Source organism: Mesorhizobium sp. WSM4850 (assembly GCF_055811735.1).
Map to the genome: position 1 here is coordinate 21,900 of NZ_JBVVPV010000012.1, position 23,799 is coordinate 45,698.

The window sequence follows — 23,799 nt, forward strand, 5'->3', positions numbered from 1 at the left end:
ATGGGGCGTAGGTCATCCCGCCACCGTCGTCGGGCAGAAAAGGCCGTCCCAGTAGAACTCCCGCGATCCCCGAGGCGCGCGAGCGATAGTTCCCATCGTCTCACCCACGAACGTATGAGTCTGTCTCGCCTTCGGAATGATGCGAGTCGACGAGCGCGCTTTCCGCACGCGCTTGGCTGTCCGGCGACGGCATGAACAGCAAGGTCAGATGATAGCTGCTCTCGTAATGCGCGACTTGCCTTCGAAAGCGCCGCGCCGTTCTTCATCGACTACGGTCGGCGAAAGTCCAGACGCTGACGATCTGCTCATGCTGGTCGAGTGTGAGATCAAGGCCGGGTGCTCGTTTCTAAACTGGCGATCCATCCAACTAGCCGTCACTGAGCAGGTCGCGTCCAAGGACTGGCAAGGCGCGTATAACGTTGTGCCTATCCCCGCTGTTGAGCTACGCCAAAAGCTGCTGACGATGACGGGTAGCGGCGCCGCCGACGCTCCCCCCGCCCGCCGCCTAAACGTCATCGACAAGATAGGGGACGAGTACGGCGCGCCTGAAACTGAGCCGCGTCACCCCGGTCCGGCGTCTGGCTGCACGTGGCCGATTCTGACGCCCGATGCCGATTCGGAGGACGGCGATTAGTTCGTTACGACGACCTCAAGAAATTGCATCGGTGCTTACAGCACTGTGCCAGATTTCCAAGGCACCGCGCGGAAGCAGCGCCTCGACCGGCGTCATGTCGAAGGCGACACCGCGACCGATCACCTGGAAGTCAGATGCCTGAATTCCGCACCACAGTAGCGCTAGATCGCGGTCCGCCGTGCAAAGTTGCACGATCTCGCCGGGAAATAGAGCAAATAGATGGATGAGGACCTCGAGCGACCGCAGATCTGAAAGAGCGTTGTATGCGTCCTCACTTGAGTAGCCGGGTCGCAAGTTCAACAGAGTGAAGGTAGGGCTGCACCCATTCGGCACCGCAATCGAACTTGCGATCGCGAGAACCAGCAAAGATTTTCGTGGCACGTCGAACCGGTCTGCTGCGTCAATCACGGTCGCGATGCGGGCCGCGACGTTTTTGCGACTAGTCGGTGCGCAGAGTGTTGGCGCAAGCTCAAGTAACATGGCAGTTTTTCGGCTGAAGCTCGCGCGGGTGTCTTCGATCAGGCCGAGCGCACCTTCCAGACTCTTGGCTCCCACGACGATTTCGGCCTTGGGCAAAGCCCGTCTCAGCTTCTTGATCGCTTCGTCGATCTGCGCTTTGGCCTCATCGGGATCGGGGATTCGACGGCTGTTGCCTTCGAGAGCGCAGAGCACCGGATTGATGCGGATGGGGCTATCTTCGAAGAGGTCGAGGAAATCAGGTTCGCGGCCCTTCTTCACGCCACTTTCAAACCGGCTCACGATCTCGGTTACGACATTACGGTCGACCAGAATTATTGAGTCGGCCTTGATCGTTGCCAGTGCCGACGGCAGCCATCCGCCTTTCACAAGCCCGATCGCTCGCGAGGTGAAACGGCTTTCAAGAGTGGTACTGACGTGGACCGCCGTGCCTGGATCGACACTGTTGAAATCGGTGTGAAGGATCTCCCCGTTGTACATATCGAGTTGGATCGTGACAGGCAGATTGGAGGACGCGGCTGCAAGTTCCGCGTAGCTTCGCGGCTGAATATCGACGCCAGCGAAGCTGATCGTCCTGCCGGGACCGCCATTGGGCCCTTCGCTCTCTTTGAACAGGAAGGTTCCGCCGGCACGAGGAGCTGTTTCGACGTCCGAAGTCATGAATATTTAGTTCCGTTTGTTACTGAAAGCTCCGCGTCTCGTCCTGATCGTATCGACATGCAGGTCAAGAACGCAATTTGGAACAGATATCCGAAAATCGGCGGCAGGTTCAAGCCGCCGATTTTCGGCGGCAGCTCCACAGCCGTGCCTGACGGCTGATCGAAGGGGAACGCGGCCGATAGCCTCTACGTTCAGCCCGGAGTTAGTTTGATCTGCTTGCCAGTGTACTCACGCCACAGTCCGAGCCGCTTGATCCGGTATTCTACCAGTTCGGAAGATGTTCCAAACTTGCCGGCAATTTGGCCCGACGAGAGGTTCTGGGACACGGCTTTAATAACGGCGGCTCTTGGCAGCAGGGATGCGGAGGCAAGATAGTAGGCATCGTGCTCTTCGGTCGCGTCATAGGTTCGGCCGAAGGCCTCGGCCACCTTGCTAATTTTGGTGAGCTTATGCCCCAGCAGGATGTGCCAATACTCTTCGAGTACGGTGACACGCTGGCGCTCCACAGTGTGGCTATCGTTCAGAAGGACGGCCCACCGATCATTTTCCAAATCCAGCGGCAGGCTCATCGCTGACCATTCGCCGCTAGCAGTGCTCCTCAGGTACCTGACGGTTCGCGCGTCGACGTAATTATTCTTGGACAGTGGGACGATAGCGATGCCCTCAACCTCGAGGCGAAGGCTATCGAGGGGCGCATCTTTGTCCAAGCCGAGGTCCGCGCGGAACCGCTCTGCAGTCTCCTCGAGTTCCTCCTTCGAGAGCGCCACCGCCTCGTGGGTCGCGATATCGCCTTCATCACTCGCGGTGCTTGCGCTTCCCAATGATTGGCGAAGGCAGTCGGCAGCCTGCAGAAGCATTCGAACAGTGCCGGACTGAACGTTTCGTCCGGCGCGAAAATGGACGAACGCCACGTTGTCGAAGCCAAGGCCGGCCTCGTCAGCATACGGGCCGAGCCATTGAAGCAGTCGAATCTTGGAATTGTTGTCTGGCTGGCCCTCTCCCCGCTCGATCCGGGCAAGCGTGGAAAAGCTCACCCCCACGGCGGTTGATAGGCCACGGATGCTCAGCCCTTCGGCCTCGCGTTTCTTCTTTACGGCTTGGATCAGTTTTTCTTCGAAGGAAAGCATTTTGCCCGTGCGAATAACACACCTTGACACAGTAGCGCAGATCGGCGCAGCCTGTGCTGGTGACACAGACTCGCACATCACCGATTCCAAGGGAAGTCGCTTTGGCGCCGGAGACCGAATCTTTGTTGCGGCAGATCGGCGCGGCCCTGAACACGAAAGGGTCACTCCGGGTGCACACCGATGGTGTGATCTCCGTTGATCACGAAACGAAAAAGGAAAGTGCAGATGAACGAGAAAGAGAGAGAAGACCCGCAGCCCGACCACGGCAAAGGACCGCCCGACGGCAAGGGGCGCCCGGTGGATCACGGCCGTCCAGTCCCGCACCACGGTTCGGCCGCGATCTTCAACAAGCCTACGAAAGCCAATTGAGGCTCGCCGGTGAGGCGTATCCGACATTGGCGACATTCCCCGATGAAGACGGCCTGTGGCTTCTCGTCAAAAGCTCAATCCTCCCTGGCTTGACGCGGGAAGCCACCTTTCTCGTGGCGCTGCCTTATCGATTAGGAGTTGGCCCCCGCGCTTGGGGATTCTGGACCGCCACCAACAAACCGCCCAGGTGGATCGGTCCCCGCCACACCAACTTCCAGGACGGAACGGTTTGTGCCTTCGCGCCTACCGATGGGGCATGGACCGAGGGCGGCGATCTCAGGACGCTGCTCGACCTCTATAGCGTATGGGCAGCGCGGCAATTGTTTCTTGAGATCTTCGGATTGTGGCCCGGCAAGCAGTATGCGCTGATTGGGAGCCCGCTTGCCCTGCAGATCCACTATCGCCTCAGTGAGTGCAGAGACGATGAACTATGCGGCTGCGGCTCGGAAACATTGCTGTACGCGGACTGTTGCAAGCTCGGGGACTTGAAGTGGAACCGCCTACAACTCATTGAACATTTCATGCTGGCTATCCCAGGCGGCTTTGCCAGCCGCAAACCACCTGCCCATATCGTAGACTTCATTGACGGGCGTGCATGCTTACCCTCGATAGCAGATGTCCACTTGTTAATGCCTGTATCTTAAGGATTCCCCGCGGACCATCCGGTGACTCCTCTGAGCGCCGCGGCCCACCATCTTAGATAACTCGGCGACCACAATGGAGACGACAGTGCACCTCGAACTCCTCAGGGAAGCGGGCCCTTGGCCGCGGTGCGTTCTCACTCATCGAGTTCTAAGGCGTCGCCGCGATCCAGCCTGCCTTGAAGCGCGGACGAGACCGTCCTGGTCGTCTCGCCCGGCTGCCTAGCGATCTGCCTTTGTCCCAGTCACGTCTTGAGCGACCGATGACAACGCTTTCCGATTTCGCCCTCCCTCTGTTGTAGGGCGCGCCTCAATGCGCTGCTTGCAGGTGCTCCGTCCTCCGTTATTTGTAGACGCCAGCCACGCAAAGAGACGAAGTGGAACATTTCCGCGACGGTCGCCTCTCGGCTGGAATGTCCTGCATGCGCCATTGGGCAAGCTTAATCATCGCGAACCGGAAGTCGCCCCGACTACTTTCCGGTTTCCGCCGGGAAAGATCAGGTTAGCTTCTGCTTGCGCTGACGCAATGCCGAATTCGCGTAATGCTCAAATACAGCCGGCACGTCGTCCGAAAGAATGTTACCTAGCCAGAGCGGGTCTTCGCTGTCGGTAAGAAGGTACGGATCGGCACCTTCCACAGTTGCAACGAGCAAGCCCCATTGTCGGTCGACCGATGTAGAGGAAAAAGCGCCCAGAAGTGACCGGATGTTCGCTTCCTGGCGATGACGTTCGAGTGCGATTAGAGCGGCATGCCTGACTTCGCTGTCGCGGTCATGATCGGCGAGGTGACCGAGCTCTTGCGCGAGTGCTGCGATAGGCAACCACATCGCCAGTTCGGCTGCGGATCTGCGATGGAAGACGGTGCCGGTCATTCGCTCTGCGATGAAGCCTGAAACCGTGTTTGGATCGAGTCGCCGCAATGCCCGCCCCACCGCGTTCCGCAACGAGTCTCTTTCGGTCGTGACTGCTGCATTAATCAGCTTCTCGGCCGCGATCTCGGGCGCGATCCGGACAATGAGTCGACATAGGTGGCGCTCGATCTGTGGATGGGAGAGCAGCGCGAGTTCGATCGCGTCGACAGCTCGCGCTGCATCAAATTTTGCCAAGCCTTCTATGGCGCGGAGAGGCTCCGTGGTCACGAAAGAGCGCCCGGCAAAAGCCTTGTCGAAGATCTGCTCACGCAACAACGGTTCGCCCGCTTCCGCAGCTATGTCATACGGTACATCGCGGAGAAACCGTCCGCGCTGACAGCGGTCAACGGCGGCGCTGACGCTCAGCTTCCTGGTCGCAGGATTGGCATAAAGGACGCGGATCACCTCGTCGTCATGCTTCCCGCTGGCCGTCGTAGCGTCCCGGCCCTGCAGCCAGTCCCCAAGCAATTCCAAGCCGCGATCGCCGAGCCCGGCCATTGCATTTATGCCCATCCAAGCATTCTTAGTCGTATGGGCCATACGGAGAGCAAGTTGCGCGAAATCAGCCGACTGATCACCTAGCTGCCGAAGTGCGATGCACGCATACAGCGCCACCTTGCTTTCTGGCTCGGCTCGCTGAAGGACCAACCGCACCGACGGAATCAGATCCGTGTCCCCGCTCAACCAAGCAATCAGCAGTGCGATCACGAGCGACTCTTCGCTCGGCCCGGTGCTCTGTAATATCCGCAGAGCTGGGTCCGTTAGCGCGTTTGGCATCCGGCCGCGGTGACTACGAAGCTCGGCAAGGTTGGTCGGCACTTCCGCTATGCCACTATCTTGCAAGATGTCGACCAGAACTTCGTCTGCGCCGAGGGCCGCAAGCGCTGTCATCGATTGGTGGAATTCGGCATACGGATCGGATTCCAGTTTTCCGTTGGAATCACGCGGGACTGGGCGGCGAGCGATCACTGCGAGCCTTTCAATGATGCCGTCGTCCGCGCGAACGAATGCCCAATTCAACCCACCGTGGCGAACCCAGAAATGTTCAGATTCCAGCTCCCGTTTTATCAAAGTGGTGATTCCCTCACCGCTCATAAGGATCAAAACTCGACGCGCGCTTTCGCGAACGCGATCACGGTAGTTGCTATTGGTGCGCAGTCGGCTGCACGCGACTGCAGTAATCATCCGCTCCAATTCGCCCCCAGCCACCTCTGAAAGGATTGCCAGCAGCTCAGGAGAGACGATGCGTCCGAGAAAATCCAGAGAGTGATAGAGCCAACCTGGATCGCCTTCGATGGATTCATAGAAACGGTCGTGCAGGTCCTGTTCAAGCGCGCGAAGCATGAGCCTAAGCGTTGCCTCGTCCATTTCGTCAGGCCGCTCCCAGAAGAGATCTTCGATAAGGCGATGCGCGTTCGGTTCTGCTTCGGCAAGAAGACGAATATGTTGTTGCGTTAATTCGGATTGCGCCCGCAACACGCCCGGGAGCCAGTGATTTCGGGTCAGATACCGCTCGAACTTCTCGACCTCGACGAGGTGTTCAATCGCCCCCTGTGGATCCAGGATCGACAAGGCATATAGCGCCGCACCGCTGGCAGAATCTGCTGCCTGGGATAGGTGCTGGGTCACGAAGTCGAGGTTACTACGATCCAAAAACCGCGCGATGCAATAAAGCAGGCTACGCGGCTTACTGGCACCAACTTTAGACATCAATACAGCCTTGGTCTCCTCCCATATCGCGGGTGCATCGGGATGCTCCAACCCGTTCAGCAGATATCCAAGCTCGGAAACAGGCTCCTTCTCCACATCGGCTGCAAGAATGCGCTTACGCAGCCATTCTGGGTCCAACTCGAGGCCGGCACGCAGGGCCGTGGAACTGGCCCTGTAGCCGTCATACCGTGAAACGTCTGTCTTGTCCTCCAAGGCGTCCACGCGCTGCTGGTGGATTTCCCAGAGCCGATTGAGATGACGGATGTCGGGTGCGGCAGTGAGCACAGCGATGGCAACTGCCTGTCGGTTTTGGGACAATGAATGCAGCAATGAATTGACGACATCCCCCAACTCGACATTGTCCTGCCGGGCGAGATTGGCGAATGCTTTGCCGATCAGCTTGGCCCGATGCCCCCCGTCGGCGGCAGGGGGGTCGATTGCTTTCAACCGCTCAAGAAGTATTGGAACGGCTCGCTGCCCGAGGGTCGGCAAGTGCTGAACATAGAGCTCCTCGCCGTAGCTTCCGAATTCCCGGCTGTCTTCCATTTGCGCGACAGCCTGGCGTAGGGCCTCGGAATTCTTCGCGTCCGCTGCTAACAGCCAAAGCGTGTCCATCGGCACATAACCGAGCCCTCTGCGTTTCGGCTCACTTTCGTTGGCGAGGAAAGCGCCCAAGCTTTGAAGGGTCAATTGCTTGCGCTGGTATTGCCATACGAGAGACTTTGCGACCGCCCAATTGAGCAGACGATCATGAGCAAACGCCACATCACCGCTTTCGTTGACACGAAGCCACCCGGCGGCATCCAGCCGCAAAAGCGCTTCGTCATTCAGTCCAATCTCATTCCACATCGGCCGGGGTAGAGGATAGGAGCCATCCATCATGGAAACGGCGAGAGCGATTACGATCCCTTCGTCGCCGATCCGGCCCTTGGCGGCAATCCGTGCCCAGAATCCTTCGAAAATCTCGTATTCGCTACGTGGGACGCTTTGCACCGAGACGTATGGAAGCTCTAGGTAGAGTCCGGCCAGTATCGGGTTGCGCAGCAGCGCCTTCAAGTCAGGCGGGAGATCCGTCCACCTTCGACCGCTCCGCTTCAAGAGGCGATCAAGTTCGTCGACCGAGAACTCGCCGACGGCATGCACATGAACGACATCACCATCGGTCATCTCCAGTGCCCGTGCCACGGCTCGCGGAACGGTCAAGACCAGACGCATTCCCCAATCACCCCAATCCTGACGAACGAGATCGCGCGCGATGTCGATATCCTGGATGTCGTCGATCGCCACGGTAACCGGGAAGCAGGGCCCTCGCCTAGAAGTTCTCCCAGGAAATGCGATACCGCAACAAGGGATTTGTCGGAGGTGTCGCCAAGGCCCGTTTGCCACACGTCGCGCGCTGCCTGCGCCAGAAGGTCTGCTCGCGTTTTGCCTGCAAGCACCAAGGTTGCGATCTGGCGCTCTTGCCCGAATGCCTCCAGTATCTTTCCGAGTTGCCACGTCTTTCCTGCGCCGCTTGCTCCCGCAATCAACAATATCGCCTTGTCTTCAGGCCAATCAGGTACGTCACGCACGTCGCGGTCAGTTCGATACTTTAATCGCGCAAGCCGGCGGCGCGTTAACGCGCTCATCGTTTCGGCAAGTTCCGCCGCCTTACGCAGCCGCTCCGGATTGAGGCCCACACAACGGAACATAGAATCAATCCTGGCGGCATCGAATTGAGCTTCGCCGTTGCTCAATGTCTCGACAAGCACGCCGATCAGACGCTCTCGGATTCCGCGCTCGTCGCCAAGGTCGGGCGCATAGCGCCGCAACAGCTTTTCCACAGCGGTTGCGCGGGCGCTGCCGTCGGCACCAAACTCCATCTCAAAATGCGACAAGAGATGAAACGCGACCGCGCTTTCGTCGGTAGCCGATTGTTGAGAGCCGGCTCGTGTCACTTTAGCGATGTGGTCGAAGAACTCGCGGTTGGTACCGACCTGATCCTTGGCAAAACTTCGCTTCGCGACATCGTCGAGATCATCTGGTCCGGCTGCCGACTTTACGTCGGCGAGAAAGGCGTTGAATGGGTTCAGCTTGCCAGGGCGCCCATCGGTCACGAAGCGATAACAGGCATTCGCCCGACGCGATGGCGGTACGGCTTTGCGGAGATCGCTCAGGACAGATTCAATGCCAGCAAGAGGCCATGTGCCATCCTCCCGAGTTTTGTATTGTTCCACCAGGTAGAGACCACTTGCTTCTGCCCGCGCGTCTCCACCGCGACGAGGTTCCAACACAAGGCATGCATCCTTGATCTCGCGGCCGTCTAGGTTTCCAGAAAGCGTGACATCAGCTAGCCAGCCAAGGTGGTGGATGATTTGATAGAGAAAGCCGTTTATCGCAGCGGGTCCGCCGGCCTGCGTCATGTCTGCACCTTGTAAGCGACATCGATCGAGAGAGCCGGGACTGCACAAACACAGCACTGCTTCTGAGGCTTGTTTGCCAATGCGCATGACAGCGGTCAAGCTAGCGATCTACACACCTGACAGTCTTCGGATGGGCTGTTGTCGAAATGTCGGCTTTCAGGTAACCGCAAAAACTGAACTCTATGACCGAGCGCAAAGCGGTGGTTGTCCTACGGCTTGCCTCGCGAGATCGGGCCAACAAAAATGCCGTTTGATCTTACCCGAGCTCGTGGATGGCGACTTTAGGAATGACGGCCTTGGCAATGTCGCACAGGTGCTGATGATGGGTCAGGTAGATTACCTGGCCTGCGCTGGCCATCTCGCCGAACAGGCGGAAGACTTCCTCCGATCTGAGATGGTCGAAGGTTTCCATGATGTCGTCGGCGATAAATGGGACAGAAGGCCTGAGCTTGGCAAACTCATAGTATCCGGCCAGGCGTAGAGCCAGATAGAGTTGGAAACGCGCACCTTTCGACAGAGCGTCTGCGACCTTCGATTGGCCATCCTGCTGCGTTGCGATGAGTACTTCGCCGCCCTTTATAGGCTGGGTGGTCAAGCCTGTGTACTGGCCCCGCGTGATCAGTGCAAAGGCGTCGGAGGCCTCGCTCATCATTCCAGAGCGGTGACGTTCGCGATAGACCCGGAGCGCGCTCGCCGCCGACATCACCCCAAGTTTCAATTCAATGAAGCGAACGGCCTTCTCCTCGATTTCGAGAAGGACGGTGCGACGATCGGCATCGATCCGGGCAACGACGCTGTCGCCGCCGATCGCATCGAGCTTGTCGGTCGCCCGGGTTCGTCGGACGAGTTGCTGTTGCAGTGATTCATCGAGGTTGGCGAGGCGCCGCTCGAGTTCGGCCTTTTCAATTGCGAGCCCATCGAGATCGAGGCCTTCCAGCAACGACTGCGCCTGGATGAAGTCGTTGAGGGCGAGTTCGCTCGTCAGTCGTTCTTCAAGCTCGGCCACGGCACTGTGCAGGTCATTTCGCTCGCGAAGCTGTTCATCGCGCTCCACGACCTCCGGCAAAGTCTTCACCCCAAAGGCATCGAGCACTTCCTGCTTTGTTTTCTCGTGTGCCGCGAACTCGGCGTTCATTGCCTCTCGAACATCCTGCAACTTCTGAACGTCAAGGAGGAGATTTGCCCTCGCCTCACGGGCACGCTCGGCTTGCTCTAGACGCTCTGTCAGCCTGGCGCTCACCTGTTCTGGCGCCTCGTCGGTTGCAGGCTCGCCGGCTTGGGTACCAAGGCGTGCCACCTCTTCAGCAAATGCAGTCCTGTCCGCCTCCATCTTGCTGATGCGGATACGCATGGCCTCACGATCCTGCAGGGCCTTGGACAGCTCCGATAACTGATCGAGCACGCTGCCAAGCCCAGTTCCGGCGATGCCTTCTTGGAGCCAGGTGCCTTTTAGTGTTTCCTTGACCTCGGCCTGCCATGCACCCTCTCGCAGCTCGGCAATTTCAACAGCGAGCCGCCTGGCGGTCAGTTCCTCTTCTTTCGCGGCGACGATCCTCAGCGCCTCCGCTCGTTCGGCGTCGACCTTCGCCTGCCTGTCCAGAAAACGGTCGGCGACAACCACCCTCGCCTCCAGAGCCTCCCCGGCTTCGGTCTGTATTCCAACACTCTGAAGAGCCGAGGCCAATCCGAGATGGATCCGTTCGCCTTCGGCTCTGGCGCGCTCAATCCTTGCGCGTGCGAGCAGGATGTCGTCCCAAGCGACAAGCGCGTCGGCGCGCGCGGAAAGGCGCTCCTCGATAAGTCCGATCAAGAGGTCGAGCGACTGGGCCTGGCAATCCTCAAGCAAGGCGGTGGCCATTCGCTTGATTTCGGCGGACGCCATTTCTGCACGCTGAGCCACGCCGGCGAGTTGGCAGCTTACGCGCTCTATTGCCGCTTCGGTCTCGGCAGCCCTCTGCTTGATTGCGCGCAGATCCGCGAGCTCGCCCGCATGGGCCAATCGAGCCGCGCCGACATGATCGTCTTTGGCCAATGCTGCGGCAAAGACAGCTGCGGTTTCAGCCTTGAGGTCCGCCCGGTGATTTCGCCAGGCCTCGTGTCGCTCACGTCGAATGGCTGCGACTATGTCATCGTCGGCGAGATCGGTCGAGGCGCGAACAGCAGCCAGCCGTGACGAAGTAGATACTCGGCTTTGTTCATGCTCAGCCAGGCGCTCGGAGAAGACTGCCTTGTCCTTTTCAAGATCTGCGGCCAGTGTTTTCCAGGCCGCAATGTGCGTCGCTGTCGGAACCAACATCTTCGAAAGTGCGTCCGCATCTCCCGACCACGGCCGAAGCCGCCGCATCGTATCGGCCAGCTTTGTTTGCCGCTCGTCCTCCATCGCGCGAGCTTCTTTTATCTCGCGCGCGTAAGTGCTGGCTTTCGCCTCGGACACGGCTGCCATCAGCCGGGCCCTCACGGGCTCGGGCACCGCCCTCTCCTCGCCAACGCGACCTCGCGCAGCATTGAGCCCGTCGAGCGCGGCAGCGGCTTCGTAGCGGGCCATCCGCAGGCTCGTCGTAATCCCGGAGCGTTGTTCGACCATGTTGCGAAGCGTGCCGACCACAAACGCCGGCAGTATGAGCCGGGATGGATCCTGTTCGGCCGATCTTCCGAGCGCGGTGAGACAGTTCGCCACCGTCTGGTCGAGCATCTGGACTTCCATTTTGCGGGTCGGCAGATCCATGCCCGCGGATAAATAGCGCGCCTTGCGATCGGCGAGTCCTCGCACCTGTTCGGAGATCGCCAGCACAGCTTCGTCGAGAACGATTGCCGCGATCTTAGCCTTCGCCCGATCGATCTCGTCGGCATTGGCCTGGAGGCGGGTTCTCAGCCGGGCGTCATGATCGATCAAATCGGCGACACTGCCGCTCCAGGTCCTGGGAGGAGACGGGATGTCAGGCAGCTCAGCCAGTCTGCTCGCCTTGCGCTTGATCTTCGCAAGCAGCGGCGCAGCACGCGCATAGCGGTCGATTGTGGCGAGCCGCGCCGACAACACTGAGCGTGCAGCGAGGCTGCAATCATACTTGTCCTGGGCCTCCACCCGTTCCGCCTCGAGCGCCTCGAATGTCGAGGCCAGGGTGTCGATCGTTTCCTTGCGTGACTTGAGTTCGGCGAACCGCTTCTTCAGCACCGCGATTTCAGTGGTCTGGGCCTGTTTTCGGTGAAGTCCATCTGCCTCCGTCTCCAGTGCGGCCAAGAGATCGCTCGCATGACCAAGCCCGGCGCTGGCGGTGAAAAGGAGCTTGCCGAGATCACCACGCGATTCAAGGATCGCCTTGCCCCCTGCTTCCAGCGTCTCGTCATCCAGTGAGAACATGCTGCTGTAGGCATCGCGGGACAATCCGGCGAGGTGAGCCGAAATGGCAATCTCGCTCAGTGGCCGACCTTCGGTATCGTGCAGCGAGTTGCTGCGACTCTTGGTGCGTGAAACGGCAAGCGTCTGCGCCTCAAATTCGAGCAGCCCGCAGATGCGCATGGAGCTATATTCGTGCAGGAAATTGTAGCGACTGCGCTCTTCGATGCCGAAGAGCAGGTCGAGATAGGCAGAAAGCGCGGTCGATTTGCCGGCTTCGTTCAAGCCAAACACTATGTGCAGATCAGGCCCTGAACTCGGCTTGGGTCCGAAGTCAATCGCCTTGTCGGTGAACTTGCCGTAACGGGTGAGATCGAGCCGCCGCAATCTCATCGCGTGCCGCCTGCCTTGAGGCGAGCCGTGACCAGGTCGACGCCACGTGCAAGCACGTCATCGAGGAATGCCTCCAACGCCGACTCGTCTTTTCCTGCGAAGTCTCGCGCATCCGGCGGCAGGTCCGCGATGGTCTTCAACACCAATTCCCTGGCGTCCGAACGGAATGCGTCCGACGTTGCGTTGGCGCGCATTGACTCGGCTAGTTCTAGGGTCGGATCCGCGACGTCTTCGGACTTGCCAGTTCCGTGAGCAGAGAGATTGAGTTCGACCTTCTCCACCCACGTGTTGCCCACCTGCTCTGCCGCCTGTTCGGCCTCGGCAAGCACCAAATCCTTATCGCGGATCATCGTCCATGACAGCGCGGAAGCGCCGACCAGGCTGAGGCGGGCGATGAGGTATTGTGATCTGGCGGCAGTCCGGGATTGTTCAAGCGCAGACCGGATGCGGCCGACGGCCTCGGGCAGTTCGGATGTTCCTGCCAGGTCGACGCTCACGCGCTCGAACTGCGCGACGCTGGTCAGCCTCTCCTCAATGTCGACAGACCGATCGTCGTTTATGGTCGCCAGGGTGACCGATTTCTCACCAGCCTCATTGATGTCTCTGCCCTGAGGGATTCCAGGCATCACGAGCGTGCTTGCGCCGGGATAGACCTTGCGAACGTGAATATGGCCAAGGGCCCAATATTCAAAGCCGTGACCTTGCAGGTCGGCGACGCTGCAAGGCGCATAGACGTCGTGGCCGGGCGAGCCGGCCAAGCTGGTGTGCATGATGCCGATGTTCGCGGCGCCCTCTCGGGGGCCGGCAAATTTGGGCAGCAGGCTTTCGGCCACCTTGGGGCTGGCGAAGCTCAGTCCTTGAAGCACGACGTCCAGCCCGGCGCCCGACTGGATCACGGACTGCGTGCGGCCACTGAAAATCGTCACCGTGTCCGGCAGGACGAGCTGTTTAGAGATTCGAGACATGGCGTCGTGGTTGCCGCGGATCATGTAGACCCTGACACCGGCCTGGTGCAGACGCATCATTTGCGAGGCCAAGAAGCGCGCCGTCTTCATTGATGTCTGATCGCCATCGTAAAGATCGCCGGCAATGACAAGCGCATCAACCCGCTCCGCAAGACACAGGTCCACGATCGAGATGAAAGCCTGGCGGCTGGCATCTCCCACCAGTTCGGCGAGTTCGGGATTGCGCAACGCGAGCGTGCGCAGCGGTGAATCGAGATGGGTGTCGGCTGTATGAACAAATCGAAATGCCATCTGGCGCGCTCTCCCGGCCCGAACAGACGTTCAGGCAACATTGCCCATCAAGTCAAATCGCCCAAAACGTCGCAGCGAGCGGCGAAGGCGTCTCCAGTCCGGTTAGCAAAGTGCGCCGGCGTTCGGCAACAGTATCTGTGAATTGAGGCCTCGAAGTCAGGATAGGGTGTCTGCGACCTTCTTGTGAGGGAGCATTGACAGGCCTGACCTCCCTGTTGCGAGCCTCAACTTCGCGTGGATAAGCGAAGCTTTTTTATTCATCCGTCAGCCAAGAGCCTTTTAATATCCTCAAGAAATTGCTTAATCTCCACGCGGGGGTACAGGGTCAATGCAATCTGCAGATAGTTCAGAGTTAGTAACAAATGATAGTGAAGTTGCCGGAAGGCCACCTGGCTCGACCATAGTTGCCGACGTCGCGTCCAGCTTCACTTATGCATCCTATCAGAATGCGATTCCGGTTATCCGGTCCATCCGGCTCGATAACGACACCGCCCGCAGTTTTGAGAATTGCCGGCTGGAGCTTACGTCGTCGCCGTCGTTCCTGCGGCCGAAGACCTGGACGGTAGACCGCCTCATCCCAGGCGACCGGCTCCAGCTGAGTGACCGCAAGGTAGAGCTTGACGCTGGATATCTCGCCGGCCTGAACGAGGCTGAGCGAGGTGAGATTACCTTGCGCCTGTCTGCGGCCGGTGAGGTCCTGGACGAAAAGCGAGTGACGGTGAGGCTGCTTGCGCGCGACGAGTGGGGTGGCGTCGCGGACATGGCTCAACTGCTTCCGGCGTTCGTGATGCCCAATGATCCCGGCGTTGCGCCGATCCTTAAGGCAGCGGCCGAACGGCTTGCCGCGCACGGGCATCCGAGTGGCCTCGACGGCTATCAATCGCAAAGCCCGCAACGGGCATACATGCTGGCTGCCGCAATTTATTCGGCGATGGCCGGCATGGGGCTGCACTATGCCGAGCCTCCCGCAAGCTTCGAGAGCCGTGGCCAGAAAGTCAGGCGCCCCACGACGATTGCCGAGGAGCGCCTCGCGACCTGCCTGGATACTTCGCTTCTCTTCGCGGCGGCCTTGGAGGCAGCCGGTCTCCATCCCGCCGTCCTGATGTTTGATGGACATGCGGCTGTGGGGGTCTGGCTGGCCAAGCGCACTTTTGCCAATGCGGTTGAGCAGGATCAGATGGAGGTCCGCAAGGCGCTGGCCTCGCGCGAATTCATTGCATTTGAGACCACAGGCGTCACGCACCGGCCTGCGCTGACGCTAGAAGCGGCGCAGAACGCGCTCAGTGTTCGGCTTGCGGAGGAGCAGGCACATGCCTTCGTCGCAGCCATAGACGTGCGGCGATCACGCAGCGGCGGCATCACACCGCTCGCCTCGCACGAGCCGGTCCGACGCAATGTCGCCGACGAAGAGTCGGCAACAGCGGTTGCGGCTCTGCCACTTCCGGCGGCGCCAGCAATCGGCGAGATGCCGGCTGAGGCCGTTGAGATCAAGCCCACCACAGGGGCAGGGCGCATCGACCGCTGGCAAAAGAAGCTGCTCGACCTGACGCTCAGGAACCGGCTGCTTAATTTCCCCGATTCGAAGAAGACAATTCCCTTCCTGTGCACCGACGTCGCCTATCTGGAAGACAGGTTGGCGAACGGGGCCGCGGTCCGTCTTATTTCGCTGCCAGAGCAAAACCCTTTGGGAGAACGCGATGCGGAGCTTTATCGGGATGTCCACGGTCGCGATCTGCAACGCGGGTTCGCGGCTGAAGCGCTGCTCAGGGATGAGCTCGCCTCCACGTTGGATGCCCGCCAGCTTGAAGCGAGGCTGATCGACCTCTACCGGCAAGTTCGCAACGACTTCGCTGAGGGCGGAGCAAATACGCTGTTCCTCGCCGTCGGTTTCCTCCGCTGGAAGAAGAAACCGGAGGATGAGCGCAGCTACCGGGCGCCGCTGCTGCTGGTGCCGGTCCGGCTTGAGCGGCGCAGCGCAAGCTCGCGCTTCACGATCCGCTTCCATGAGGACGAGCCACGCTTCAATGCCACACTTCTTCAGTTCCTGGAGCGGGATTTCGAACTTCGTCTTCCTCAATTTGCCGGTGACTTGCCGCTCGACGACAGCGGGATCGACGTGCCGCGGATCCTGTCCTCGATGCGACAGGCAGTGCGCGATGTTCCTGGCATGGAGGTGATCGACGAGACCGCGCTGTCGACATTTTCCTTCGCCAAGTTCCTGATGTGGAAGGATCTTGTCGAACGCACCGACGCGCTTCGTCAAAACAGGGTCGTTCGTCACCTCATCGATACGCCCCAGCAGACGTTCGAGAGCTCAGGCGGACAGTCGGCCTTTCGCGATGAGGCAGAGCTCGATCATGCGTATCAACCTTCAAGCATCATAAGCCTGCTTCCCCTGGATTCCTCGCAAACATCGGCAAGCATGGCAGCGGCCGAGGGACGTGACTTCGTCATCGTCGGGCCGCCCGGGACCGGAAAGAGCCAGACGATCGCCAACATGATCGCCAACTGCCTTGGGGTCGGCAAAACAATCCTGTTCGTGGCCGAAAAAACTGCCGCGCTCGATGTAGTCTACCGCCGGCTGCGCGAACACGGACTTGGAAATCACTGTATTGAGCTGCATTCGAATAAGGCCGATCGCAGGCATTTTCTCGCCCAGTTGAAGGCATCATGGGAGAATGGCCGGGCGGACGCCTCACAGTGGATTGCCATCAATGAGCGGCTTCGCTCGCGCCGGGACGAGTTGAACGCCTATGTCGCGGCGCTTCACAAGCGCTACCAGAACGGTTGGACGCCCTATCTGGCATTGGGTATTGCACTCAAATCGAACGATCATCCGGCACCGGCGTTCACGTGGCAGGCGCCGGACTCGCATGACGCACAAACGCTGCTGGCGCTGGAGGATCTGGCCGCGCAGGTCGGCCTGGTCTTCGCGTCGGTTGAACGTCGGCCGGAGTTGGACCTGATCGATGTTGGAGAATGGAGCAGCGATTGGCAACTGAGGTTGCTTGCTACAGCGACGTCTCTGCACTCCGCCATCGGCCAGTTGACTGCATCGATACGGGACTATCAGTCCTGTCTAGGTCTTGCTCCCAGTGAGCCATTGTCGCATGCGGAAATCCAGTCGCTCGTGGGGTTGGCGCAGATCATGGCCCAGGCCCGCAGTCGCGATATCTCGATAGCATATGACCGGGATTTCTCGACTTTCGCGGATGCGGTCACTGCCCTGGAGCGCTCGATCCAGGGATATCGAGAAACCGAGCGTAGGCTCTCCGCCACTTATGAGATTGCGACTGTCCGTGACCTCGATCTGGATGTCATGGATCGCCAATGGCGTGATGCTGAAGCGTCGTTCTGGCCAAGATCGGCGCTCGGCAAAAGCAAGATCCAGAAACTGCTTCAAAGCCGAGCACAACGTGGCACCGCCGACCCCGGCAAGGAACTTCAGCTGCTCCGTCGGATGAGAGAGTTTCTGGCTGCGGTCGACCACAGCCCGTTGGGAGGCAAGCCACTGCCGATCGAAGGTCTGGCAACGGACGTAAAGGCCATCGGCGGCACCCTCGATCTTGCTCGACGGCTTCGCGTATCACTTCGCATTCCTGGCCGCAGCCCGGACGAATTTCGGGCCGTCGTCCGTTCTGTCGCGCCAAGTCTGCGCGGCACCCTTGAAAACGACCAGCTGCGCGAGGCCGGCGATCAGCTGCTGGCGGCCGTCAAGGAACTTGAGGCCGCGCGCCTGGCATTCGGCGAGGTTTCGGCACGGAAGCTTGCGGATACTTCGGACGGTCCTGGCCTTGAAGTGCTTAGAGCAAAGCTGATTGCGCTACCGAATGCTCGAAACTTGTTTCGCGATTGGGCAGCCTGGTGCCAGGTGAAAAGACAGGCCATCCACCACCATCTTGCGCCTCTTGTTGGGCAAATCGAGACGGGAACAATAGCCCCCGAACAAGCACGGTCGGCCTTTCGTGCGGGTTATGCCAGATGGTGGTTGCCGAAGGTTCTCGACGGCGATCCCGTATTGCGAAGCTTCCGCAGGTTCCAGCACGAGAACGCCATTACGGAATTTCGCGAGATCGACGACCTGGTGCGCACTCATGCGACCCAGCGGGTCGTCAGCGCGCTTGCCCATGGATTTGCGCCGGTACAGAGCGTCTCACGCAACTCCGAACTCGGCTTGCTGCGACATCAAATGGAGCTTCAGCGACCGAGCCAGTCCATCCGCGACATGATCGGCAAGATGCCGCAGAGTTTTGCCAAGCTTGTCCCGTGCATGCTGATGTCACCACTTTCCATTGCGCAATACCTTCCCCCGAACCAGGCTTTGTTCGACGTGGTGATTTTCGACGAGGCCTCGCAGATCACCACCTGGGATGCAGTCGGCGCCATAGCCAGAGCGCGGCAGACAATCATCGTGGGTGATCCCAAGCAACTGCCGCCGACCAACTTCTTCGGCCGCAATGAGGACGAAGAGGAGATTGCGGATCACGAGAAGGACCTGGAGAGCATTCTCGATGAAGCAAGGGCGTCCGGGATCCCGGTGCGCGACCTCAGATGGCACTACCGTAGCCGAAGTGAATCGCTGATCGCGTTCTCCAACTATCACTACTACCATAACCGCCTGGTCACGTTCCCCTCGCCGGCTGTCGATGACCGTGCGGTTCGCCTGCACCGGGTTCCTGATGGCGTCTATGACCGTGGCAAGAGCCGCACCAACAAGGTCGAGGCCATGGCGGTCGTGCGCGAGGCAGTCACCCGGATGATGGGCTGGCTGGCCCTGCCGGAGAACGGTCGCCCGACTTTGGGCGTGATCACCTTCAATGCGCAACAGCAGTCATTGATCCTGGACCTGCTCGATGCCGCACGCCGAGACCGTCCGGAACTCGAATGGTTTTTTGCCGAAGACCGGGTCGAGCCGACGATCGTGAAGAACCTGGAGAACGTCCAGGGCGACGAGAGAGACGTTATCCTGTTCTCGATCACATTCTACAAGGATGCCTCCGGGAGGCCACCAGCAATGGACTTTGGGGCGTTGAACCGAGACGGTGGCGAGCGCCGCCTCAACGTCGCGGTAACACGCGCCCGCCAGGAACTGATCGTCTTCTCCGGTTTCACGGCGGACCAGATCGATCCATCGCGAAGCAAGGCGATCGCAGTCCAGCATCTGAAGACCTTCCTCGACTATGCCGAACGCGGCCCAATTGCATTGCCCGCCCAGGATCTTGGATCGGTGGGCGGCTTCGATTCCCCGTTCGAGGAAGCAGTCGCCGATCATCTTGAGCAGCGCGGCTGGACAGTCGTTCCGCAAGTCGGGATTTCCGACTTCCGGATTGATCTGGGAATTCGCCACCCGGATCTGACTGGGGCCTATCTCGCGGGCGTCGAGTGCGATGGAGCGACCTACCACCGATCGGCAACGGCAAGGGACCGCGACAAGGTTCGCGAGCAGGTTCTGACCGGGCTCGGCTGGACCATCCTTCGTGTCTGGTCGACGGATTGGTGGTTTGACGCAAAGAGCTGCGCGGATCGCCTTCACGCAACCCTGGAGACCCTGCTTGAGGAAAGCCGGGCGCGTCATTCAAGCGAGCAGACGGGGGAGGTGACAACGCGTTGGGAAATGGGTCAGCAGCTCGAGCCGACAGGCGAACCGGAGGCCCAGATGCCGGCCCCAATCGAGGAGCCCCTGCCCCTCACGACCACGTCCGAGGTTGAGCTGGTTTCGGCAAGTGTTGCCACAGCACCCGAGCCCTCGGGCTTTGCAGCATTTTCAACGATGGTCGGCGAGCCAACCCAAAACCAGGGCGGACAAAGACATTATCGTGTGACGGATCTAACGGACTTTCGGCCGGACCCCGAGCAATTCTTCGAGTTTAGCTACGGCACCACGCTGCGCGGGATGATCGAAGCCGTCGTTGACATGGAGAGCCCATTGCGCTCTGACGTTCTCGCCCAGCGCATTGCACGGGTTCACGGTTGGCTGCGCACGGGCGGCCGCATCCGCGAGAGGATCGACCTGCACCTGCGAGATCTGGATTGCACGCAGGAATCCAGCGGCGAATTCATTTGGAAAAAGGGCGGGCTCTCGGATCTCCTTCCCTATCGTCAGCCGGTCAACGAGGAAGCGCGACGTTCAATTGCCGACATACCGTTGGCGGAGCTTGCCTCGGTCGTGATCGACAATCCCGGACTTCTCGACATGCCCGATCCTGCACGCGACATGGCCCATCTTCTTGGAGTTGAGCGCCTTGCCGCGGTATCGCGCGCGCGGCTGGACGAGGCGATCGCCAGGGCGAGACAGCATATTGCTGGATCCTCCTAGCCAGAGTCCTACAGGAATTCGCTAGGGTTTTTATGGGGGAAGGATAATGGCGGGGACGCCGATTGATGATGTTGTCGACTGGTCGACAAAGCTCTCGACCTGGAAACAGGACGCTCTGCGGCGGCTGGCGATCAGCAATGAGCTCACAGATGCTGACATCGTGGCTCTGCTGGCGATGGTCAAATACGCGGCCGGCTTTGCGCTCACTTCGGCGCCGCCCACCCCGATACCGTTTACGAAAGCCCACTTTGGGAACGGACAATATCAACCTATCGTCCTCAAGCGCATCGCCAATGTCGAGAATGTGAATCGGCTGGTGCCCAAGGCGTCTCTCACGTTCTGTCCCAAGGCTTTGACGATCGTCTACGGTCGCAACGGGAGCGGCAAAAGCGGGTTTGTTCGGATCTTTCGCACCGCTTGTCGGACGCGCGTTGAGAACCCAGCCAGGCTGAAGGTTCTTGCTGACGTTTACGGAAGCACGCCCGGCCCTCAGACAGCCGACATCGTGATCGATGCCGGCGAAGGCGAGGTAGTAGTTCCCTGGTCGCCAAGCAACACAGCGTCGCCGCAGCTCATGCAAGTTGCGGTGTTTGATACGGCCTCCGCCGAGCTTTACGTCGACGGCGGAAATCAAATCCGTTTTCTTCCTTTCGGACTGGCTCTGCCGCATCGGCTCAACGCAGTCTGCATTACCTTGAAGGAGAAACTGGAGGCAGAACGGGCGAAGGAAGTCGGCAACAAGGTCGAACTGACTGCGCTCGCGTTTCCTGCCCAGCACGGCACCGCGGCTCAGCTCTTCAACAAGAAGCTGAACAAGTCCACAACCGATGCGCAGATTGAGTCGGCAACGACGTTTACCGAGACGGACCAGCAGCGTCTCGCTGAACTCACCTCCGCCCTTTCCGCAGGCGCTGCCGCCGCTGCCGACGTCACCGCGCTTTTGAAGTGGACAGATGCGCTGCTGCTGGAGGTCGGGGCTGTCGGATCGGCATTCGCAGATGCAACTCTGGACGAGCTTCGAAAGCTCCGCGCTTCAGCAGTTGCAGCACGCCAGGCAGCGACGGTAGCCGCTGGCGAGTTGTTCACCGATGAACCTCTGCCAGGTGTCGGAAGCGGTGCATGGCGGGCACTTTGGGCGGCGGCTCGCAACTACTCGGTGACAGAAGCTTATAAGGATAAGGAGTTCCCGGTTCTGGTGGCAGACGGCGGCGCTGCTGCATGCGTGCTATGCCAGCAGCCGCTTTTGCCCGACGGTGCTGCCCGCATGCAGCGTTTCCAAAAATACATGGACGACACACTCGATGCTGCCGCCCGGGAAGCGGAGAAAGCCGTCGAAGACGCCCTGGGAAGCATGCATGCTCTGGCTCTCCTTGGCGCCTCCGATTTTGCCGACCGTCTCGAGCAGGTAAAAAGGCGGGACGAGATGCTCGCTGGCGCCCTCGCAACCCTCCAGGCATCGGCGGTCGCACGGCGAGCGGAGGCCCTCGCGCGATTGCGGGGTGAGAGCAGTCAGACAATTCCTCCTCTCGTCGTGCCAATCGAGCAGCTGGAAACTTTCGCGCTCAAATTGAAAGGCGAGAAGGATGGACTAACGCAGGCGGGAGACAACGAAGAGCGGATCAAACTCCTGGCGGAAAAGACGGAGCTTGAGGACCGCAAGCTGCTCTCCATCAACAAAACGAAGCTCACCGTGCGACGGAATTTGCTCATCGTTGATGACGCCTACTCCAAGGCTCTCGCCGACGTTCAAACTCGTGGCATTACGCAGCGCGCGAATGAGCTTGTCGATGCCCACCTGACAACAGCCGTCGTCACGCGTTTTGATGCCGAGCGCGCCCGCTTCGACATCATGCACCTCAAGGTAGGCCTCGCACGCAAGAGCAATCAGACAAAGGCGGAATTCGAGGTCGATCCCAAGACAAAACTGGCCAAGGTCACCTCGGATATCCTGAGCGAGGGTGAGCAGCGTGCCTTGGCTCTTGCCGGATTCCTGACCGAAGTTGCTTTGACCGACGGTTCAGGTCCGATCGTGATTGACGATCCCGTTTCGTCGCTCGATCGCGATCGAAGTGCAAGGGTCGCCCAGCGGATCGCTGAGGAGGCAACCAAGCGACAGGTCATCGTGTTTACGCACGATATTGTGTTTTTCAATGAGCTCAGTCGCGCGGCTGATGAAGTGGGCATCGAGCCCGTCACGGTGGCACTTTTTAGCGACAAGGCTGCCGCTGGCAGAGTGGATACGGCAGGGATGCCGTGGAAGGGGCAAAACGTCGGCAAGCGCATCGGGCTGTTGAAGAACGACTCAGCACAACTGACCAAGCTGCTTGCGACCAGCCCGGCCGAATACGAGTACCGCGTGAAGAACCTCTATGGCCGATTACGCGACACTTACGAGCGTGTGGTGGAGGAAGTGATATTCCGGGACATCGTGCGAAGAGGAACGGATGTCATCCAAACCCAGCTACTGCGCTATGTTCGACTCTCGGACGCGTTGGCAATACGATTCCACGAAGGCATGACCCGCGCAAACACTCACAGCCACGACAATCCCGCGGCGGATACGGTAGCCGTCCCCCTTCCCCAGGAGTTCATCGCGCATCTTTCCGAACTGGAGGCCCTAGTTGCTGATCTGAAGTCCGACAGCGAGGCAGCAGAGGCGGATCGGCCGCAGATGAAGCCAAAGAAATAGCGCTACTTTTCTCTGAGGTCAGCCAGAACATCGCCGTGGCGAGAAACCAGAGCACCCTCGTGGTGCTTACCAAGCAAAATGAGCGGAAAGCAACAGTGCTAGTTTGACCCCTTGCCGTTGGGCAAGCTGGGGACGCCAGCCTGCCAGCGGGCTATTTGGACTTAGTCGTCTCGGGCACTTGGACGCGGGGCTACCGCGCAAAGCTGCCGATCGCGGTGCGGCGCCATCGTCGATTTCGATCGGCTGATCGAGAGGTCTTCAATATGGAGGCATATTGATTTCGGCCCATAACAATGCTGTGGCGGCGGTGTTCGCCCCCTCGATAACGGCTCAAGTTTCCACGCTAAAGGAGGCGGCGAAGGCGGGGCGAGTAATGCATTGCGGAGCCGTCCGCCGATAGCTCTCCTGCCGTGATCCACCCGTTCACACGTTGCCGCCAGTTTACGCCGAACGAACTTAGTCAGACCGCTTCCGCTTAAGGCCCTTTCTTTCTAAGTCGGCACGACCACTCGCTAGGAACGGCAAGGAGGATGCGGCTTTGTGCTTCTACACCAATACGCCAGGCACCTCAGAGGCGAGACAGCGCCCATGAAGAGTGATGCAATCTCATATCCCCCACGAGGTCTAACTCGTGAGGAAGCAGCTCGCTACACCGGTGTCGGAACAACGCTTTTTGATGAAATGGTTGCCGATGGGCGCATGCCGAAGCCCAAGCGCATCAACAGCCGCGCTGTTTGGGATCGTGTGGCCCTCGACATAGCTTTCACCTCGTTGCCGGATAAAGGTAGCGGTCTTCAAGAACTACTGGAAAGAAGCAAACGGGACAGAGAAAGAAGAAAATAAATACGCTCGTTGCGTATATGCCGCAGGCGTAGTATGG

Annotated in this window: 13 protein-coding genes and 1 pseudogene; 6 read left to right on the forward strand and 8 right to left on the reverse strand. The window is 59.6% G+C overall.

Annotation, left to right across the window (positions count from 1 at the left end; all coding sequences use genetic code 11):
- Positions 1-12: 12 nt before the first annotated feature.
- On the reverse strand, positions 13-168 hold the full coding sequence (locus tag AC0L2Z_RS14245) for a non-canonical purine NTP pyrophosphatase (protein WP_473628415.1): 156 nt from the start codon (positions 166-168) through the stop codon (positions 13-15).
- A 40-nt stretch (positions 169-208) separates the two neighbouring features.
- Here AC0L2Z_RS14245 and AC0L2Z_RS14250 point away from each other — a divergent pair, with 40 nt between their 5' ends.
- Positions 209-634, forward strand: a complete 426-nt coding sequence (locus AC0L2Z_RS14250) for a hypothetical protein (RefSeq protein ID WP_473534310.1) — start codon at positions 209-211, stop codon at positions 632-634.
- A 15-nt stretch (positions 635-649) separates the two neighbouring features.
- Here AC0L2Z_RS14250 and AC0L2Z_RS14255 read toward each other — a convergent pair whose 3' ends face one another.
- Together AC0L2Z_RS14255 and AC0L2Z_RS14260 are read right to left on the reverse strand one after the other, a co-directional pair.
- Positions 650-1,771, reverse strand: coding sequence for a hypothetical protein (locus tag AC0L2Z_RS14255; RefSeq protein WP_473628416.1), 1,122 nt, complete (start codon positions 1,769-1,771; stop codon positions 650-652).
- 191 nt (positions 1,772-1,962) lie between these two features.
- Positions 1,963-2,898 (reverse strand): helix-turn-helix domain-containing protein, encoded by a 936-nt coding sequence (locus AC0L2Z_RS14260; protein WP_473534308.1) that lies wholly within the window; start codon positions 2,896-2,898, stop codon positions 1,963-1,965.
- 225 nt (positions 2,899-3,123) lie between these two features.
- Here AC0L2Z_RS14260 and AC0L2Z_RS14265 point away from each other — a divergent pair, with 225 nt between their 5' ends.
- Together AC0L2Z_RS14265 and AC0L2Z_RS14270 are read left to right on the forward strand one after the other, a co-directional pair.
- Entirely contained in the window at positions 3,124-3,267 is a 144-nt protein-coding gene (locus AC0L2Z_RS14265; RefSeq protein ID WP_473534307.1) for a hypothetical protein, read from the forward strand.
- Positions 3,264-3,911, forward strand: coding sequence for a hypothetical protein (locus tag AC0L2Z_RS14270; RefSeq protein ID WP_473628418.1), 648 nt, complete (start codon positions 3,264-3,266; stop codon positions 3,909-3,911). The genes AC0L2Z_RS14265 and AC0L2Z_RS14270 overlap by 4 nt, the downstream gene beginning before the upstream one ends.
- 494 nt (positions 3,912-4,405) lie before the next feature.
- Here the strand turns inward: AC0L2Z_RS14270 and AC0L2Z_RS14275 are convergent, their stop codons facing one another.
- The 5 genes and pseudogenes from AC0L2Z_RS14275 to AC0L2Z_RS14295 form a co-directional block, all read right to left on the reverse strand.
- Positions 4,406-7,816: an NACHT domain-containing protein gene (locus tag AC0L2Z_RS14275; RefSeq protein ID WP_473628419.1), complete on the reverse strand. Its 3,411-nt coding sequence runs from the start codon at positions 7,814-7,816 to the stop codon at positions 4,406-4,408.
- Complete coding sequence (locus AC0L2Z_RS14280; RefSeq protein ID WP_473628421.1) at positions 7,729-8,931, reverse strand: hypothetical protein; 1,203 nt, start codon at positions 8,929-8,931, stop codon at positions 7,729-7,731. Before AC0L2Z_RS14280 ends, AC0L2Z_RS14275 begins: the two co-directional genes overlap by 88 nt.
- A 256-nt stretch (positions 8,932-9,187) precedes the next feature.
- Positions 9,188-11,824 carry a hypothetical protein gene (locus AC0L2Z_RS14285; RefSeq protein WP_473628506.1) on the reverse strand — a complete coding sequence of 879 codons (2,637 nt, stop codon included), beginning with the start codon at positions 11,822-11,824 and terminating at the stop codon, positions 9,188-9,190.
- 291 nt (positions 11,825-12,115) lie between these two features.
- Positions 12,116-12,658 (reverse strand): annotated as a pseudogene (locus tag AC0L2Z_RS14290) (ATP-binding protein); the annotation flags it as partial.
- Positions 12,655-13,914 (reverse strand): metallophosphoesterase family protein, encoded by a 1,260-nt coding sequence (locus AC0L2Z_RS14295; RefSeq protein ID WP_473534303.1) that lies wholly within the window; start codon positions 13,912-13,914, stop codon positions 12,655-12,657. The pseudogene AC0L2Z_RS14290 and the gene AC0L2Z_RS14295, both read right to left, overlap by 4 nt.
- Before the next feature lie 328 nt (positions 13,915-14,242).
- On the opposite strand from AC0L2Z_RS14295, the gene AC0L2Z_RS14300 reads away from it, so the two are divergent.
- From AC0L2Z_RS14300 to AC0L2Z_RS14310, 3 genes are all read left to right on the forward strand, one after another.
- Complete coding sequence (locus tag AC0L2Z_RS14300; protein ID WP_473628422.1) at positions 14,243-20,230, forward strand: DUF3320 domain-containing protein; 5,988 nt, start codon at positions 14,243-14,245, stop codon at positions 20,228-20,230.
- 46 nt (positions 20,231-20,276) lie between these two features.
- Complete coding sequence (locus tag AC0L2Z_RS14305) at positions 20,277-22,919, forward strand: AAA family ATPase (protein WP_473628423.1); 2,643 nt, start codon at positions 20,277-20,279, stop codon at positions 22,917-22,919.
- A gap of 588 nt (positions 22,920-23,507) precedes the next feature.
- On the forward strand, positions 23,508-23,762 hold the full coding sequence (locus AC0L2Z_RS14310) for a helix-turn-helix transcriptional regulator (RefSeq protein ID WP_473534300.1): 255 nt from the start codon (positions 23,508-23,510) through the stop codon (positions 23,760-23,762).
- The last annotated feature ends 37 nt before the right edge of the window (positions 23,763-23,799 follow it).